Below are 15,871 nucleotides of genomic sequence, written 5' to 3' on the forward strand. Positions count from 1 at the left end.
CCGCGCCCGGCTCGCGGAGGGGGTTCAGCCCAGGAAGGCCGTGATCCGCTGCCGCAGCGAGCCGGCGTCCAGTCCGTGGGCGGCGGTGTGCTCCTCGATGGTCCCGAACCGGCGCAGCTCGGCGCGGCCCACCCCCAGCGGCAGCACCCGGTGCGGGACGTCGAGCAGCGCCTGCCCGGCGGCGGCCGCGGAGGTCCCGGCGAGGTACGGCTCCACCAGGACCACGTCGGCCGAGGCCCGGGCCACGGCGGCGCGCAGGCCCGCTTCGTCGAAGGGGCGCACGGTGGCCGCGTACAGCACGGTGACGTCAAGGCCCTCGGTCGCCGCGAGGACGCCGTCCAGCATCGGGCCGACGGCGAGCACCACCCCCGCCCGCCCCTCCCGCACGGTCTGGAACCGCAGCCCGTCGGCCCCCGGGCGCGGAGCGGCGTTCGACATCTGGGAGAGCCGGACGTAGACCCGGTCGTCCCCGGCGGCGTACGCGTGGCGCAGCAGGGCCTCCGCCTCGTCGGGGTGGCCGGGCACGTGCACGGTCCAGCCGTCGAGGGTGTCCAGCAGGGCCACGTCGCCCGGGGCCATGTGGGTGTAGCCGCCGGCCGGCCAGTCGTAGCTGGCGCTGGAGCTGACCAGGACCCCGCCCGTGTCCTGGTGCCCGAAGTCCAGCTTGACCTGCTCGAACGGCCGCTCCACCAGGAAGCTGGCGAAGGTGTGGACCACCGGCCGCAGCCCGGTGAGGGCCAGTCCGCCGCCCACGCCGATGAGCAGCTGCTCCCGGATCCCGACGTTGATCACTCGGTCGGGGTGGCGCCGCTGCGCGGGCCGGAACCCGTCCATGGTGATCTCGGCGAGCACGAGGGCCAGCCGGGGGTCCTCGTCGAGCAGTCGCGACGTGACCGAGATGAACCGCTCCCGCATGGTGTCCATGACGTTTCCCCTCAGAACTTCTTCTCGACCCGGGCGACGACGGCGTGCGGCCGGCCCGGGTGCGGTGTGGTGAACGCGGCGTGCAGTGCCGCGTGGTCGCGTCCGTCGACGGTGGCCGTGCTCCAGCCCGCGGCCTCGAAGCGGGAGGCGATCCCGCCGCGCCAGCCGTGCGTGGCGGAGTCGTTGTCGACGACCACGGTGTGCAGGGCCTCCAGCCCGGCCGAGCCGGCGTAGGCGATGGCCTCGTGGTTGCTGCCCTCGTCGAGCTCCGCGTCCCCGATCAGCACCCAGACGGCGGGCTCGTGGAGCCCCTGCGCCCGCAGGCCGAGCGCGCTGCCGACGGCGAGCGGCAGCCCGTGCCCGAGGGAGCCGCTGGCGATCTCCACGCCGGGGATCAGGACCCGGTCGGGGTGGTGGCCGAGGGGGGAGTCGAAGGTGCCGAATCCGGGCAGCCAGTCCACGGGGAGGAAGCCCTTGGCGGCGAGCACGGCGTAGTAGGCCATGGGCCCGTGCCCCTTGGACAGCAGGAACCGGTCCCGGCCGGGCTCGTCCGCGCTCGCGGGATCCACGCGCAGTACCCGGTCGTACAGCACCCACAGCACGTCGAGGGTGGAGGTGGCGGCGGGCCCGTGCTTCTCGTCCCCGGTCATGAGGGCCATCAGGCGGCCCAGGTCCTCGTAGCGGAAGCCGGGCTCCGCGGTTGCGTGTGTCATACAGGAACCATGTGACCTCAAGCGCGCTTGAGGTCAAGCGCCCGCCGTCGCGTCCGTCAGGTCCCGCCGCCCCGGGAAAGGCGCGCGCAACCACCCGCGGAAGTGCGGTATGGTTCTCGTGCCGGTTGAGCCGGGGGAAACCCCAGGTCAGCGGCACCGGGACGTGGCGCAGCTTGGTAGCGCACTTGACTGGGGGTCAAGGGGTCGCAGGTTCAAATCCTGTCGTCCCGACCAGCGTTTTCGCAGGTCGGAGGCCGTTCTCTCATCCGTGAGAGGGCGGCCTTTCGTGTATCCGGAGCCATGGTGGCCGCAATGTGTCCGGCGGGGATGGTGATCGTGGCGGCCAGGTGCCGCAGTCGTGGGGCAGCGGGCACCGAGCTGGTGGTGCTGCGTGTTCCTGCAGCCGCAGCGGCGGTAGATGCGGCCGCGGCCGACGCTGGTACGCATAGGGATCACCTCCGTGACGCGGAGAGAAGTGAGTACCCCTGGCCTGCGACAGGTGGGTACCGTGGCTGCGCCGGCGCCCCACGGCCCGCTTCCCATTTCATCTGCTGTACATGGAACCGCGGTTCCGGTTCACCTAGTCTCATCGCCATGGCAGCAGGAATCCTCACTGCGCGCCGCCACGTCGACCAAGGGCGCCTGGCCAGCGCCCTGTGTACGGTCGTCCCGGCGCGCTGAACGCGCCTCCTCCCCACGGGATCCCCACCTGGCGCCCCTGCCTGACTCCCGTCTCTTCCCCTTCCGCACCGCAGTCGGCGGCTTCCGGCCGCCCGCCCTGCCGTGCCTCCATGCGCCGACGCACCCAGGAGGAATGGACATCATGAGCGAGAACAGCGAGAACAGCGAGAACAGACGATCCCCGGTGAGCCGCCGCGGCTTTCTCGGCGGTGCCGCCGCCGTGGCGGCCGCCACCGCCGTACCCGCCCTCGCGCAGGTCGCCGGAGCCGGTCCCGCCGCTGCCGTCGGCCGACCGAACATCCTGCTGATCGTCACCGACGACCAGCCCAAACACACCGAGTGGGCCCTGCCCAAGACCGTCGCCTGGCTCGCCGACCAGGGCGTGAAGTTCACCAACGGCCACGTCACCACCCCGCTGTGCGCGCCGTCCCGGTCCAGCGTCTTCTCCGGCCGCCACGCCCACAACCACGGCGTCCGCAACAACGGTGCCTCCCACGCCCTCGACCAGAGCACCACCGTGCAGAAGTACCTCAATCAGGCGGGCTACCGCACCGGCCTGTTCGGGAAGTACCTCAACTCCTGGACCCTCGCGGACAACCCGCCGCACTTCGAGGAGTTCGCCCTCCTCCAGCCCGGCTACGTCGACGCCCAGTGGAACGTCAACGGCACCGTCCAGACGATCAACGGCTACACCACGAACATCATCAAGAACCGCACGCTGAACTTCCTCGACAAGGCCGCCACCGACACCAGGCCCTGGTTCGCGTACGTCACCCCCTACGCTTCCCACGGCCCGCGCACCCCCGAGGCGAAATACGCGGGCACCCCCGTACCGGACTGGAACGGCCGGCCGTCGGTCCCCGAGAACGACCGCAGCGACAAACCGGCGTACATCCGGAACGCCACCGGCACCCTCGCCGACGGTCAGGCCATCCGCGCCGAGCAACTGCGCACGCTGCTCTCCGTCGACGACGCGGTGCAGGCCTTCAAGGACAAGCTCCAGGCCCTGGGCCAGCTCGACAACACCCTCGTCATCTACATCGGCGACAACGGGTTCAGCTGGGGCGACCACGGCTGGACCGCCAAGTCGGTGCCGTACCGCCCTGCGCACGAGGTGCCGTTCTACCTCTCCTGGCCGGCCGGCGGCCGAGGGGCGGGGACCGTGGACAACCGGATCGTCGCCAACATCGACATCGCGCCGACCATCCTCGACGCGGCGGGCATCACTCCCGCCGCACCCCAGGACGGCCGCTCCCTCCTCTCCTCCTACAGCCGCGACCACTTGCTGGTGGAGTGGTGGAAGCAGGGCACCGGCACCGGCGGGGCACCGACCTGGTCCTCGTACGTGGCCAAGGACAAGCAGTACACCGAGTACTACGACCTGACCACCGACGCGAACGGCACCGTGTCCGGTACCGGCCAGGTGAAGTTCCGCGAGTACTACGACCTGGAGGGCGACCCGTACCAGCTGATCAACAAGCTCTACCAGGCCACTCCGGCCGAGGAGCAGGCCCTCGGAATACCCGCTCTGGCCGCCCAGCTCGCCGCCGACCGCGTGGCCTGACCTACACCCGCACCCCCGGCCGGGCGCCCGTACCGCGAGGCACGGGCGCCCGGCCGCCTACCGTCCCGACGGAGCCGTCATGCCCGCATGCTGCACCCCCGGCCACGCCCACGCCCCGACGCTCACCCTCGCCCCACCGCCCCCCACACCGCCGCTCTCCCGCGTGGCCCGGCAGCTGCTCAGCCTGCCCGGCGGCAGCTTCCTCATGGGAACGGACGACCCGGAGGGCTTCCCCGCGGACGCCGAGGGGCCGGTCCGCGAGGTGGCCGTGGAGTCCTTCCGTATCGCGGCCACGGCCGTGACCAACGCCCAGTTCGCCACCTTCGTCAAGGCCACCGGCCACACCACCGAGGCTGAGCGCTTCGGCTTCTCCTTCACCTTCGGGGCCTTCCTCGCCGAGGAGGTCGCCGCGGTCTCCCCGCCCGTGGCGGCCGTCCCGTGGTGGCGGGCGGTGGAAGGAGCCAGCTGGCGCCACCCCGAAGGGCCCGGCTCGCACGTCACCGACCGGCAGAACCACCCCGTCGTCCACGTGTCCTGGCACGACGCCCAGGCATACTGCGACTGGTCCGGGACCCGCCTGCCCACCGAGGCCGAGTGGGAGTACGCGGCACGCGGTGGCCTGGAGCAGTGCCGTTACCCCTGGGGAGACGAGCTCATGCCCGACGGCCGCCACATGTGCAACATCTGGCAGGGCGACTTCCCGGTGCTCAACACCGCCGCCGACGGGTACGCGGGCACCGCGCCGGTGAAGTCCTTCCGGCCCAACGGCTTCGGGCTCTACAACACCGTCGGCAACGTCTGGGAGTGGTGCGCGGACTGGTTCACACCGGGTGAGGAGACCGCACGGGCGATGCGCGGCGGTTCGTACTTGTGCCACGACTCCTACTGCAACCGTTACCGGGTGGCCGCGCGCAGTTCCAATACGCCCGACAGTTCGACCGGCAACATCGGGTTCCGGGTGGCCGCCCACCCTGCCTGATCCGGTCCGGCGCGTGCCGGAGAGGCCGTTCCGGGAGCGACGCTCCGGAACGGCCTCTCCGGCATGTGGGCTGGAGGGTTCACTCCACTGTGACGTGGGCCAGGGCCCAGGAGGTGTGGTCGAAGGAGGTGCGGTTGTTGGCGTCCTCGACCACGAGGCGCAGTACACGTACCCCGCGGACGTCCAGGTCGACGCGGACCGGGCCGGTGGCCGCCGTGAGCGTGGGGGTGGTGAGGAGCAGGCGGTCGTCGCCGTAGACCTTGGCCCGGGTGGCACCGGCGCTGCTCTGCTGGGCGGAGAAGTCGTCGATACCGACCAGGGACGTGAACCGGACGGCAGCACCACCGAGGTGGTAGGCGATGTCGCTGGGCGCGTGGACGCCCAGGCCCTTGGGGTACGTCGTACCGCCGAACGAGATCAGCGGGCCGTCGCCGGCGGCGTTCTTGCCGTTGGAGGTGTCGCGCTCCACCGGCCCCCAGCCGTTGGTGGCGCTGATCCAGGTGAGGTCGGAGAGGTAGGAGTCGCGGACGGGAGCGGGCGGCGGGGTGGGGACGGTGCCCGTCGCCGGGTAGCGGACCGGCCCGGACGGAGTGTCGGCGGTGCCTTCCGCGGTGAGCGCCCACGCGGTCGCCGGGGTGGCGTTCGCGGGCGGGGTCACCTGCCAGGAGGTGGTGAGGCGTCCGCCGGCGGCGAGCTGGTCCGCCGTGGCCGGGGAGGCGGGGGCCACGGTCCAGCCGGTGGGGGCGCGCAGGGCGAGCGCGGCGTTGGTCCAGGGCCGCGCGGAGCCGTTGTCCAGTGTGGCGGTCACGGTGAACGCCTCACCGGGGACGGCCAGCCTGGGCAGGGTCAGCCGCGTGCCGAACGGTGTGCGGGGATAGGTGTCCTTCCAGGAGGAGCGCATCAGCGCCACGAGTTCGCCGGCCTTGGACGAGTGCTTGTCGATGACGTTACGCGTCTCGCCGGGATCGGTGGCCAAGTCGTACAGCTCCACCTGCCACTTGTCGTCGGGGAGGCTGTGGTCCCGCTCGGGGGCGAAGCGGACGGCCTTCCAGTTGTCCCGGCGGACCGCCTCGGCCAGCCACGTGGCGCGTTTGTTGTCCTGCGCGTTGGCCCGGCTGGTGACGCCCCACTCGTCGCGGAACCAGTACAGGTGTCCGTGGAGGGCCGAGTCGGCGCTGCCGGAGAGCAGGGGAGCGGCGGACAGGCCGTCCACATCGGTGGGGGAGGGGGCGCCACCGAGCTCGGCCAGGGTGGGGAGCACGTCGGTCAGCGGGGTCGGACGATCGCTGGTGCCCTGGCTGACGCGGCCGGGGCCCCAGGCGATGAGCGGGACCCGTACCCCGCCCTCGTAGAGGTTGCGCTTGTAGCCGCGCAGCGGGCCGTTCGCGTCGAACAGGTCGGGGTTGACCCCTCCCTCCTCGTGGGGGCCGTTGTCGCTGGTGACGAGGACGACGGTGTCCTGCTCCAGCCCGCGGGCGCGGAGCCGGTCGACCACCTTGCCGACGAGCGCGTCGAAGTAGCTGACCTGGGCCGCGTGCCCCTTGTTCGCGGCCGTCCAGCCGCGGTCGGCGTACGCGCTGGTGTCGGGTATGTCGCTGGGTGCGTGCGGCACGTTCGGGGTGAGCAGCAGCAGGAACGGCTCGTCGGCGTGCGCGTCGATGAACTCCAGGGCGTGCTGCTCCAGCAGGTCGGGGGCGTACACGGCTTTGACGCCGCCGGCGTTGGCGGCGATGGGTTCCTTGGCGTCGTTGTGCCACAGGTACTCGGGGTAGTACTCGTGGGCGTGGCCGTGGTCGATGTAGCCGTAGAACTCCTCGAACCCGCGGGCGGCCGGATGGCTTTCCTGGCCGGCCGTCTCCGGTCCGAAGCCCCACTTGCCGATCACGGCGGTCCGGTAGCCGCGGGCCCGGAGCACCTGGGCGAAGGTGGTGTCGGCGGCGGTGAGCGAACCCTGGCCGCCTGACGAGGGGTTGGCACGCACGGTGGAGTGGCCGGTGTGCAGTCCGGTCAGCAGGGAGCAGCGGGAGGGCGCGCACACGGCGGCGGTGGAGTATGCGTCGGTGAAGCGCAGTCCCTCGGCGGCGAGCCGGTCCAGGCGGGGTGTGGTGATCAGCTTCTGGCCGTAGGCGCCGAGTTCGCCGTAGCCGAGGTCGTCCGCAAGGACGACGACGAAGTTCGGAGGCCTGCTGACCTGGCCGTCCCCCGTCTCCGGGACCGCCACCGAGGCCGCTGCCTGCTCCGGCCCGGCGACGGTGGTAGTGGCGGCGGTCAGGCCGAGCACGGCGGACGAACCGGCCAGGAAGGTACGGCGGCTGGGCATGGGTGACTGCTCCTCGATGGCGGCTGCGGGTGTTCAGCCGATCATGGGTCGGCGAACCAGACCTGTTCCATGCACGGGGCATGAAGAACATGTGTCGGCGCCCTGCGCCGCGGAGCCGTTTCCTTCGCTCGCCCTGGCGCACCCGTCGTCGAGCCGGACGTCCGCCACCGTCCCCGTGCCCCGCCGGTGTCCCACGGCATCGACGGTGAACGCCCCATGGAGACGTCCGGGCGAGCCCCGGTTGTTGCCGCTGCATGGCGACCTCATGGCAGTCGTCCGGGCCTCCCGTCCGGGCGGCCCGGAAGTGCCTAACATCCCCGGCACGGCCTGGGCCCCATGGACCCGGTAGGCCGTGCCCGTTCCGACTCAGCCAAGGAACAGTTCCGCCATGAGCGTTTCCCCCACCCTCAGCGTCGGCGAAGCGAAGGCCCGCCTGCCCCAGCTGACCGTCGTTGACGTCCGGACCCCCGGCGAATTCACCTCCGGTCATCTGCCGGACTCCGTCAACGTCCCCCTCGACCGCATCGAGCGGAGCCTGCCCGAGCTCCGGCAGGCCGCCGAGCGGGGCTCCCTGTTGCTGGTGTGCGCCTCCGGAGCCCGATCCGGGAAGGCCGCGGCGGCCCTCGCCGCGCACGGGGTCCCCGCTGCCAGCCTCACCGGCGGCACCAGCGCCTGGACGGCCGCCGGCCACGGCCTCCATTCCCCGGACGGCCCGGCCCGGGCCGTGTGGGGAATGGAACGCCAGGTCCGCTTCACCGCGGGCGCCCTCGTGCTGCTCGGCCTGCTCCTCGGACTGTTCGTGCACCCGGTCTTCCAGCTGCTGTCCGCGGCGATCGCCGCGGGCTTGGTGTTCTCCGCGCTCACCGACACCTGCGGTATGGCGGTGGTCCTCGGCCGACTGCCGTTCAACCGCCGCGGCAGTGAGGCCCGCCCGTGACCGTGCCGACCGGTATCCCGAACCGTCGCGACCCGTACGAGGGGTTCGCGGGCCACGTGGGCCGCACCTTTGCCGAGTCCGAACCCGCCTGGCCGCCGCGGCGCACGCCCGGCGGCGCCCCGAACATCGTCGTGGTCCTCGTCGACGACATGGGCTACAGCGACATCGGCCCCTTCGGCGCCGAGATCGCCACCCCCGTGCTCGACGGGCTGGCCGCGAACGGCCTGCGGCCTCACGGGCCTCGACCCGCACCGCGTCGGGTACTCGACGGTCGCCAACTCCGACCCGGGCTTTCCCGGTTACGGCATGGAGATCGGCCAGGACGTCCCAACCCTCGCCGAGGTGCCGCACGACGCGGGATACGCCACCTACGCGGTCGGCACATGGCACCTGACCCGCGACTCCGCCTCCAACGCCGCCGACGACCGCCGGTCTCCTGGCCGGTGTACGAGCGCCACCGGGGCTTCCGCTACACCGGCGGCCTGCGATCCGTGACGTACACGCCCGGCGCGCAGGCGCCGTACGCCCCGGAACTGGTGGCCCGCGCGCTGCGCGAGGCGGCCGCCGCATTCGAATGAACCGCTGTGCATTGTTTCCGGCGGAGGCGTTGTGTGTCCCGCCCGTGAATTCGCCGCTACAGCCGGCCCGATACCCGTTCCCGGAATTCCGAATATGACCGAGCCTGCGGGAGTGTCCTTGACCGAATCGATTCTCCTGACCGCGCCGTCCGGCCCTTCCGGACGGTCCGGTCCGCCCGCTCCGGCAGAGCGGGTGCTGCCGCTGCGGCGGCCCGGGCGGTGGGTCGCCACCGTCGTCGTGCTGGTGCTGGCCTCCCAGGCCGCGCACGGGCTGCTGACCAACCCCTTCTACCAGTGGGACCGGTTCGCGTACTGGGTCACCCGGCCGGTGATCCTGGACGGTCTGCTCGTCACACTCCAAGTGGCCGCGTCCAGCGCGGTCCTGGGGCTGCTGGGCGGCATCCTGCTGGCCCTCGGCAGGCTGTCGCCCAGCCCGGTACTGCGGACGGTGAGCTGGACGTACATCTGGCTGCTGCGCTCCGTGCCGCTGATCGTCGTCCTGCTCTTCCTCTACAACCTGGGCGCCCTGTACCCCACGCTGAGCCTCGGGGTGCCGTTCGGTCCGGCCCTCGTCACCTTCGACGAGTCGAAGCTGGCCACCGACATGGCCGTGGCGGTCGTGGGACTGAGCCTGGTCGAAGCGGCGTACGCCGCGGAGGTGGTCCGGGCCGGGCTGCTCTCCGTGGACCAGGGCCAGCACGAGGCCGCCGCCGCGCTCGGACTGCCCAAGCGCTACCAGTTCGCCCGGATCGTGTTCCCGCAGGCCCTGCGCTCCATCGTGCCCAGCTACGTCAACCAGCTGATCGGGCTCGTCAAGGCCACCTCGCTGGTGTTCTACGTGTCACTGCTGGACCTGTTCGGCTCGGTGCAGAGCCTGGGCGCCACCTACCCCGGGGACGTGGTGCCGCTGCTGCTGGTCGCCACCGCCTGGTACGTGGTCCTGACCAGCGTCGTGTCCGTCGTGCAGTTCTACGTCGAGCGGTACTACGCGCGCGGGGCACTGCGGACCATGCCGCCCACCCCCCTGCAGCGGGCCCGGGCGGGCCTGCGCGAGCTGCGGGCACGCTTCCGGAAGGAGACCGCGCGATGACCACCACCGCCACGACGGGTCCACCCGCCGCCATCGAGGTGCACGACGTGCACAAGTGGTACGGCGACCGGCGGGTCCTGGACGGGGTGAGCCTGAACGTCCCGCCGGGCACGGTCACCGTGGTGATCGGCCGCTCCGGCTCCGGCAAGTCGACCCTGCTGCGGGTCGTCAACCACCTGGAGAAGCCCGAGGCCGGTCAGGTCAGCGTGGGGGGCGAGCTGGTCGGCGTACGGAGGCACGGGACACGGCTCAAGGAGCTGAGCGAACGCGCGATCCTCGCCCAGCGCGGGCGGATCGGCTTCGTCTTCCAGAACTTCAACCTCTTCCCCCACCTCACCGTGCTCGACAACGTGGCCGCCGCGCCGGTGGCGACCGGACGGCTGCCCAGGCCGCAGGCCCGTGCGCTCGCCCGTGAGCTGCTGGAACGGGTCGGTCTCGGCAGCCGGGCCGACGCCTACCCGCGGCAGCTCTCGGGCGGGCAGCAGCAGCGGGTGGCCATCGCCCGCGCGCTCGCGCTGCGGCCCGGCGTCATCCTCTTCGACGAGCCGACCTCCGCGCTCGACCCGGAACTGGTCGGCGAGGTGCTGGCCGTCATCAAGGACCTGGCCGGCGGCGGGACCACTCTCCTGATCGTCACGCACGAGATCGGCTTCGCCCGCGAAGTCGCCGACGAGATCGTCTTCCTGGACGACGGCCGGATCGTCGAGCAGGGCCCGCCCGAGCAGGTCCTGGACAACCCGGTCCACCCCCGGACCCGGGAGTACCTGAGCAAAGTGCTCTGACCGCGTACCCCGCCCCGTACCCCCTGACCCGCGAGTCGAAGGAACGTCACCCCATGCACCACCTGAAGCCATTCCGCAGAGCCCTCGCCACCGCGGCCGCCGCCGCGACCCTCGTCGCCGGGCTCACCGCCTGCGGCGGCAAGAGCGCAGCCACCGCAGCCGGCGGGACCGGTGTCCCGGCGGGCACCGCCACGGTCACCGTCGGCGCCCTGTCCAACGGCGCCGCGCAGCAGACCGACCTCACCGTCCCGGTGGAGGAGTCCCTCCGGGCGAAACTGCCCGGGGCCGTCCGGGATCGGGGGGAACTGGTCATCGGGGTGGGCGCGCTGCCCGCCGGGTTCCCGCCGCTGGCGTACGTCGGCACCGACCAGAAGACCCTGACCGGCGCGGAGCCGGACCTCGGAAGGCTGGTGGCTGCAACGCTCGGGCTGAAGCCGGTGGTGAAGAACTCCACCTGGGAGAACCTGTTCGTCGGCATCGACAGCGGCAAGGTCGACGTGGCCTTCTCCAACGTCACCGTCACCGAGGAGCGGAAGAAGAAGTACGAGTTCGCCTCGTACCGGCAGGACAACCTGGCCTTCGAGGTGCTGAAGGACAACCCCTGGAACTTCGGGGGTGACTACCGCAACCTCGCGGGCAAGACGGTCGCGGTGGCCCGGGGCACCAACCAGGAGAAGATCCTCCTGGAGTGGCAGGCGAGACTGCGGTCCGAGGGCAAGGACATCGACGTCAAGTACTTCCCGGACAGCAACAGCACCTACCTGGCGCTCAGCGGCAGGAAGATCGACATCACCTTCGTGCCGAACCCGTCCAGCGCCTATCACATCACCCAGACGGCCAACAGCGGCACGCCGACCCGTAACGCGGGCCAGTTCTCCGGCGCGGGGGAGACCCTCCAGGGGCTGATCGCGGCGACAGCCAAGAAGGACAGCGGGCTGGCCGGGCCCGTCGCGGCCACGATCAACCACCTGATCCAGAACGGGCAGTACGCGAAGCTGCTGGCGGCCTGGAACCTGTCCGAGGAGGCCGTGAAGACCTCCGAGGTCAATCCGCCCGGCCTGCCCCTGACCAACTCCTGAGCCACCGATGCCACCCCATGTCCTGGACAATCCCGCCTGGGCCTCGCTCTGCGGTCCGCACTGCGCGCCGAACCGGCGCCCGAGGCGGTGCGCCTCGGTCCGGCCGACGTACCGGAGATGCTCGACCTCGTCGCCCTCACCCAGCCGGGCCCGTTCCTGCCCCGGACCGTGGAACTGGGCAGGTACCTCGGGATCCGCCACGAGGGCCGGCTGATCGCGATGGCGGGGGAGCGGCTTCGGCCACCCGGCTGGACGGAGATCAGCGCGGTGTGCACCCGCCCCGGCCACCGGGGCCGGGGGCTGGCGACCCGGCTGGTGCGCGCGGTGGCCGCGGGCATACGGGAACGCGGGGAGGTGCCGTTCCTGCACACCGGGGCGTCCAACACCGCGGCGATCCGGCTGTACGAGTCGATCGGCTTCACGTTGCGCAGGCGGCCGCTGTTCCTCGCGGTCCGGACACCGGGCAACAAGGCTGCCAAATTCCCTTAATACTGCGGTCATTGTGCCGCTGTTCCGTACGCCGTAGCGTTTTTCCGAGCCGGTCCGGAAGAATTCCCGGACCCGTTTTCCCTCCTACCCCTTCTTTTCCTTCCTTCACCACGGTCGATCAGAAAGGCGTTGTTCGACGTGTCCGAACTGCACCTCGCCGTCGCGCTCGACGGCGCCGGCTGGCACCCGGCTGCCTGGCGGGAGCCGGGCGCCCGGCCCGCTGAACTGTTCACGGCCCGGTACTGGGCCGACGTCGTCGCCGAGGCGGAGGCCGGGCTGCTGGACTTCGTCACCTTCGAGGACGGTCTGGCCCTCCAGTCGTCCGCGGCGGCGGAACCCGACGCGCGCACGGACCGGGTGCGCGGGCGGCTGGACGCGGTGCTGACCGCCGCCCGGATCGCGCCGCTGACCCGGCACATCGGTCTGGTCCCGAGCGTGACGGCCACGCACACCGAGCCCTTCCACATCTCGAAGGCGATCGCCACGCTCGACTACGTCAGCCGGGGCCGGGCGGGCCTGCGCGTACAGACCTCCGGACTGCCGTACGAAGCCCGGCACTTCGGGCGCCGCGAGTTCCCCGCGCCGGTGGGCGAGCTGGCCGAGGAGGCCGCCGACCACGTGGAGGTGGTGCGCCGGCTGTGGGACAGCTGGGAGGACGACGCGGAGATCCGGGACGTGGCCACCGGCCGGTTCGTCGACCGCGACAAGCTGCACTACATCGACTTCGAGGGACCGCACTTCAGCGTCCGGGGGCCGTCGATCACCCCGCGTCCGCCGCAGGGACAGCCCCTTGTCACGGCCTCGGCCGGCACGGTGGCCCCCCGCGCCGCCCTGGTCGACCTCGTGTACGTCACCCCGCGCGACCTGGACGAGGCACGGGCCGCGGCCGCCGTGCTGCCCCCGCCACCCGGCCTTCGGCACGTCTTCGCCGACCTCACCGTGTTCCTGGACGAGGACGGCCCGGCGGCCGCCGCCCGCCGCGACCGGCTCGACCGGGTCGCGGGCGCCCCAACCCCCACCGACGCCGCCACGTTCAGCGGGACCCCCGCCGAGCTCGCGGACCTGCTTCAGGAGTGGCGGGAGACGGGCCTGACCGGTTTCCGGCTGCGTCCCGGCGTCATGGCCCACGACCTGCCCGCCATCACCCGCCGGCTGGTGCCCGAGCTCCAGCGGCGCGGCGTGTTCCGCAGTACGTACGAGGCGTCCTCGCTGCGCGGGCTGCTGGGTCTGGAACGCCCCGCCAACCGCTACGCCGCCGCAGCCCTCACGGCCTGACCCCGGATCCGGAACCGGAAGGACACCATGAGCACCAAGCCGCTCAAGCAGATCCATCTCGCGGCCCACTTCCCCGGGGTCAACAACACCACGGTGTGGAGCGACCCCGCGGCCGGCAGCCACATCGAGTTCGACTCCTTCGTCCGCTTCGCGCAGACCGCCGAACGCGCCAAGTTCGACTTCCTCTTCCTCGCCGAAGGGCTTCGCCTGCGCGAACAAGGCGGGAAGATATACGACTTGGATGTGGTCGGGAGGCCGGACACCTTCACCGTGCTCGCCGCGCTGGCTGCCGTCACCGAGCACCTCGGCCTGACCGGCACCATCAACTCCACCTTCAACGAGCCCTACGAAGTGGCCCGCCAGTTCGCCTCCCTGGACCACCTCTCCGAGGGCCGGGCCGCCTGGAACGTGGTCACCTCCTGGGACGCCTTCACCGGGGAGAACTTCCGCCGCGGCGGATTCCTGCCCCGCGAGGACCGCTACACCCGGGCCCGGGAGTTCCTGGCCACCGCGACCGAGCTGTTCGACTCCTGGGACGGCACCGAGGTCACCGCCGACCCCGTCTCCGGCACCTTCCTGCGCGACGCACGCGCCGGGGCCTTCGCCCACCAGGGCCGCCACTTCGACATCGAGGGCCGCTTCAACGTGCCGCGCAGCCCCCAGGGCCGCCCGGTGGTCTTCCAGGCCGGCGACTCCGACGAAGGCCGCGAGTTCGCCGCCGCATCCGCCGACGCCATCTTCGGCCGGTACGCAACCCTGGAGGAAGGCCGGGAGTTCTACGCCGACGTCAAGGGACGCCTGCCCCGGTACGGCCGCCGCCCGGAGGAGTTGCTGATCCTGCCGGCCGCCACCTTCGCCCTGGCCGACACCGACGCCCAGGCCCGCGAACTCGCCCACGAGGTACGGCGCTCCCAGGTCAGCGGGGCCACCGCGATCAAGTACCTGGAACACGTCTGGAACCGCGACCTGTCCGGCTACGACCCCGACGGGCCGCTCCCGGACGTCGACCCCGACCCCGGCGAGAACACCATCGCCCTCGGCCGCGCGAGCGTACGGCAGTTCCGCGACCCGCTGGCCACCGCGCGTCAGTGGCGCGAGCTCGCCGAGGCCAAGAACCTCTCCATCCGCGAGCTGGTGATCGCCACCACCGCCAAGCAGACCTTCGTCGGCTCTCCCGCGACCGTCGCCGAGTCCATCAACAGCCTGGTGCAGGCGGACGCCGCCGACGGCTTCATCCTGGTCCCGCACATCACCCCGGACGGACTGGAGGGCTTCGCCGACACCGTCGTCCCCCTCCTTCAGGAACGCGGAGTCTTCCGCAGCGAGTACACCGGCACCACCCTGCGCGACCACCTCGGACTCGACGTGCCGGCGGTCCGGCCGGCCGGCGAGCGGCAGGCCACGGCCTCGTGAAGTTCCTGGCCATCACGCTGATCGTGCACGCCCCGGACCCGGTCACGGGCCGGCTGACCCCCGTCCGCAAGCGGTTCCGCGAGGTCGTCGACAGCGCGCTGGCGGCGGAGGAGCTCGGCTTCGACGGTTTCGGGGTCGGGGAGCGGCACGAGCGGCCGTTCCTGTCGTCCTCGCCGCCGGTGGTGCTCTCCCACATCGCCGCGCTGACCCGCCGGATCCGGCTCTTCACGGCCGTCACCACGCTGAGCCTGCTCGACCCCGTCCGGGCGTACGAGGACTACGCGACGCTGGACCACCTGTCCGGCGGCCGGCTGGAGCTGATGATCGGCAAGGGCAACGGCACGGCCCAGCGGGAGCTGTTCCACGTCACGCCCGAGGACCAGTGGGAGCGCAACAGCGAGGGTTACGAGCTGCTGCGGCGGCTCTGGCGCGAGGACCGGGTGACGGCGGAGCCCCGGTTCCGGCCGGCGCTGGAGGGCGCCGAGGTGCTGCCCCGCCCCGGTGGGCTGCCCCCGCGGGTGTGGCACGGCAGCGCGACCAGCCGGGAGTCCGTGGACCTCGCCGCCCGCTACGGAGATCCGCTGTTCTCCGCGAACGTCACCCATCCGATCGGCCCGTACGCCGAGCTGATCCGCCACTACCGGGAGCGCTGGGAGCACTACGGGCACGACCCGGCGCTCGCAGTGGTGGGCGCGGGTACGGCCGGCTTCCACGCGGCCCGCACCTCGCAGCAGGCGGTGGCGGCGTACCGGCCGGCCTTCGAGCAGTACCTCGCCTTCCACGAACAGGCCGGCGCGGAACCGGTGTTCCCGCACCTGGACGACTTCGTGGAGCGCAGCTCCGCGCTGATCGGCAGCCCCCAGCAGATCATCGAGAAGGTGCACCGCTACCACGAGCAGTTCGGCCACACCGTCCTGCACCTGCAGGCCGAGCCGGGCGGTTTCCCGCCGGCCGCCCACCGCGCCTCGCTGGAGCTGTTCCAGTCCGAGATCGCGCCGGTGCTGCGCCGCGAGATCCCCGATCCCCCCTTCGCCGATCTGTAAGGAG

The 15,871-nt window shown here is 71.9% G+C and carries 12 protein-coding genes, 1 tRNA gene and 2 pseudogenes; 12 read left to right on the forward strand and 3 right to left on the reverse strand.

Annotation, left to right across the window (positions count from 1 at the left end):
- Positions 1-24: 24 nt before the first annotated feature.
- Both B4U46_RS29330 and B4U46_RS29335 read right to left on the reverse strand, forming a co-directional pair.
- Complete coding sequence (locus B4U46_RS29330) at positions 25-924, reverse strand: transketolase family protein (RefSeq protein WP_079430650.1); 900 nt, start codon at positions 922-924, stop codon at positions 25-27.
- An 11-nt stretch (positions 925-935) separates the two neighbouring features.
- On the reverse strand, positions 936-1,637 hold the full coding sequence (locus B4U46_RS29335) for a transketolase (protein WP_079430651.1): 702 nt from the start codon (positions 1,635-1,637) through the stop codon (positions 936-938).
- Positions 1,638-1,794: 157 nt separating this feature from the next.
- Here B4U46_RS29335 and B4U46_RS29340 point away from each other — a divergent pair.
- The 3 genes from B4U46_RS29340 (at position 1,795) to B4U46_RS29350 (ending at position 4,861) form a co-directional block, all read left to right on the forward strand.
- Positions 1,795-1,871, forward strand: a tRNA-Pro gene (locus B4U46_RS29340).
- A 589-nt stretch (positions 1,872-2,460) separates the two neighbouring features.
- Positions 2,461-3,882: a sulfatase gene (locus tag B4U46_RS29345; RefSeq protein WP_079432063.1), complete on the forward strand. Its 1,422-nt coding sequence runs from the start codon at positions 2,461-2,463 to the stop codon at positions 3,880-3,882.
- A 79-nt stretch (positions 3,883-3,961) separates the two neighbouring features.
- Positions 3,962-4,861 carry a formylglycine-generating enzyme family protein gene (locus B4U46_RS29350; RefSeq protein ID WP_079430652.1) on the forward strand — a complete coding sequence of 300 codons (900 nt, stop codon included), beginning with the start codon at positions 3,962-3,964 and terminating at the stop codon, positions 4,859-4,861.
- A gap of 79 nt (positions 4,862-4,940) precedes the next feature.
- On the opposite strand, the gene B4U46_RS29355 is transcribed toward B4U46_RS29350, so the two are convergent.
- Positions 4,941-7,181 (reverse strand): sulfatase-like hydrolase/transferase, encoded by a 2,241-nt coding sequence (locus tag B4U46_RS29355; protein ID WP_079430653.1) that lies wholly within the window; start codon positions 7,179-7,181, stop codon positions 4,941-4,943.
- A gap of 388 nt (positions 7,182-7,569) precedes the next feature.
- Between B4U46_RS29355 and B4U46_RS29360 the strand changes: the two genes are divergently transcribed.
- The 9 genes and pseudogenes from B4U46_RS29360 (at position 7,570) to B4U46_RS29400 (ending at position 15,867) form a co-directional block, all read left to right on the forward strand.
- The gene (locus B4U46_RS29360; protein WP_079430654.1) at positions 7,570-8,118 is read left to right on the forward strand and encodes a rhodanese-like domain-containing protein; all 549 of its coding nucleotides are present in this window, start codon (positions 7,570-7,572) and stop codon (positions 8,116-8,118) included.
- Positions 8,115-8,615 (forward strand): annotated as a pseudogene (locus B4U46_RS29365) (sulfatase-like hydrolase/transferase); the annotation flags it as partial. The gene B4U46_RS29360 and the pseudogene B4U46_RS29365, both read left to right, overlap by 4 nt.
- Positions 8,616-8,790: 175 nt before the next feature.
- Positions 8,791-9,786, forward strand: coding sequence for an amino acid ABC transporter permease (locus B4U46_RS29370; RefSeq protein WP_079430655.1), 996 nt, complete (start codon positions 8,791-8,793; stop codon positions 9,784-9,786).
- Complete coding sequence (locus B4U46_RS29375) at positions 9,783-10,568, forward strand: amino acid ABC transporter ATP-binding protein (RefSeq protein WP_079430656.1); 786 nt, start codon at positions 9,783-9,785, stop codon at positions 10,566-10,568. Before B4U46_RS29370 ends, B4U46_RS29375 begins: the two co-directional genes overlap by 4 nt.
- 53 nt (positions 10,569-10,621) lie before the next feature.
- Positions 10,622-11,647 carry an ABC transporter substrate-binding protein gene (locus B4U46_RS29380; protein WP_079430657.1) on the forward strand — a complete coding sequence of 342 codons (1,026 nt, stop codon included), beginning with the start codon at positions 10,622-10,624 and terminating at the stop codon, positions 11,645-11,647.
- Positions 11,648-11,701: 54 nt separating this feature from the next.
- Positions 11,702-12,136, forward strand: a pseudogene (locus tag B4U46_RS29385) (GNAT family N-acetyltransferase); the annotation flags it as partial.
- Between the two features lie 138 nt (positions 12,137-12,274).
- Positions 12,275-13,411: an LLM class flavin-dependent oxidoreductase gene (locus B4U46_RS29390; RefSeq protein WP_398907963.1), complete on the forward strand. Its 1,137-nt coding sequence runs from the start codon at positions 12,275-12,277 to the stop codon at positions 13,409-13,411.
- Positions 13,412-13,438: 27 nt separating this feature from the next.
- On the forward strand, positions 13,439-14,824 hold the full coding sequence (locus B4U46_RS29395; protein ID WP_079430658.1) for an NtaA/DmoA family FMN-dependent monooxygenase: 1,386 nt from the start codon (positions 13,439-13,441) through the stop codon (positions 14,822-14,824).
- Positions 14,821-15,867 carry an LLM class flavin-dependent oxidoreductase gene (locus tag B4U46_RS29400; protein WP_079430659.1) on the forward strand — a complete coding sequence of 349 codons (1,047 nt, stop codon included), beginning with the start codon at positions 14,821-14,823 and terminating at the stop codon, positions 15,865-15,867. Before B4U46_RS29395 ends, B4U46_RS29400 begins: the two co-directional genes overlap by 4 nt.
- Positions 15,868-15,871 lie beyond the last annotated feature (4 nt).

It is taken from the genome of Streptomyces katrae, from assembly GCF_002028425.1.
Classification (GTDB): domain Bacteria; phylum Actinomycetota; class Actinomycetes; order Streptomycetales; family Streptomycetaceae; genus Streptomyces; species Streptomyces katrae_A.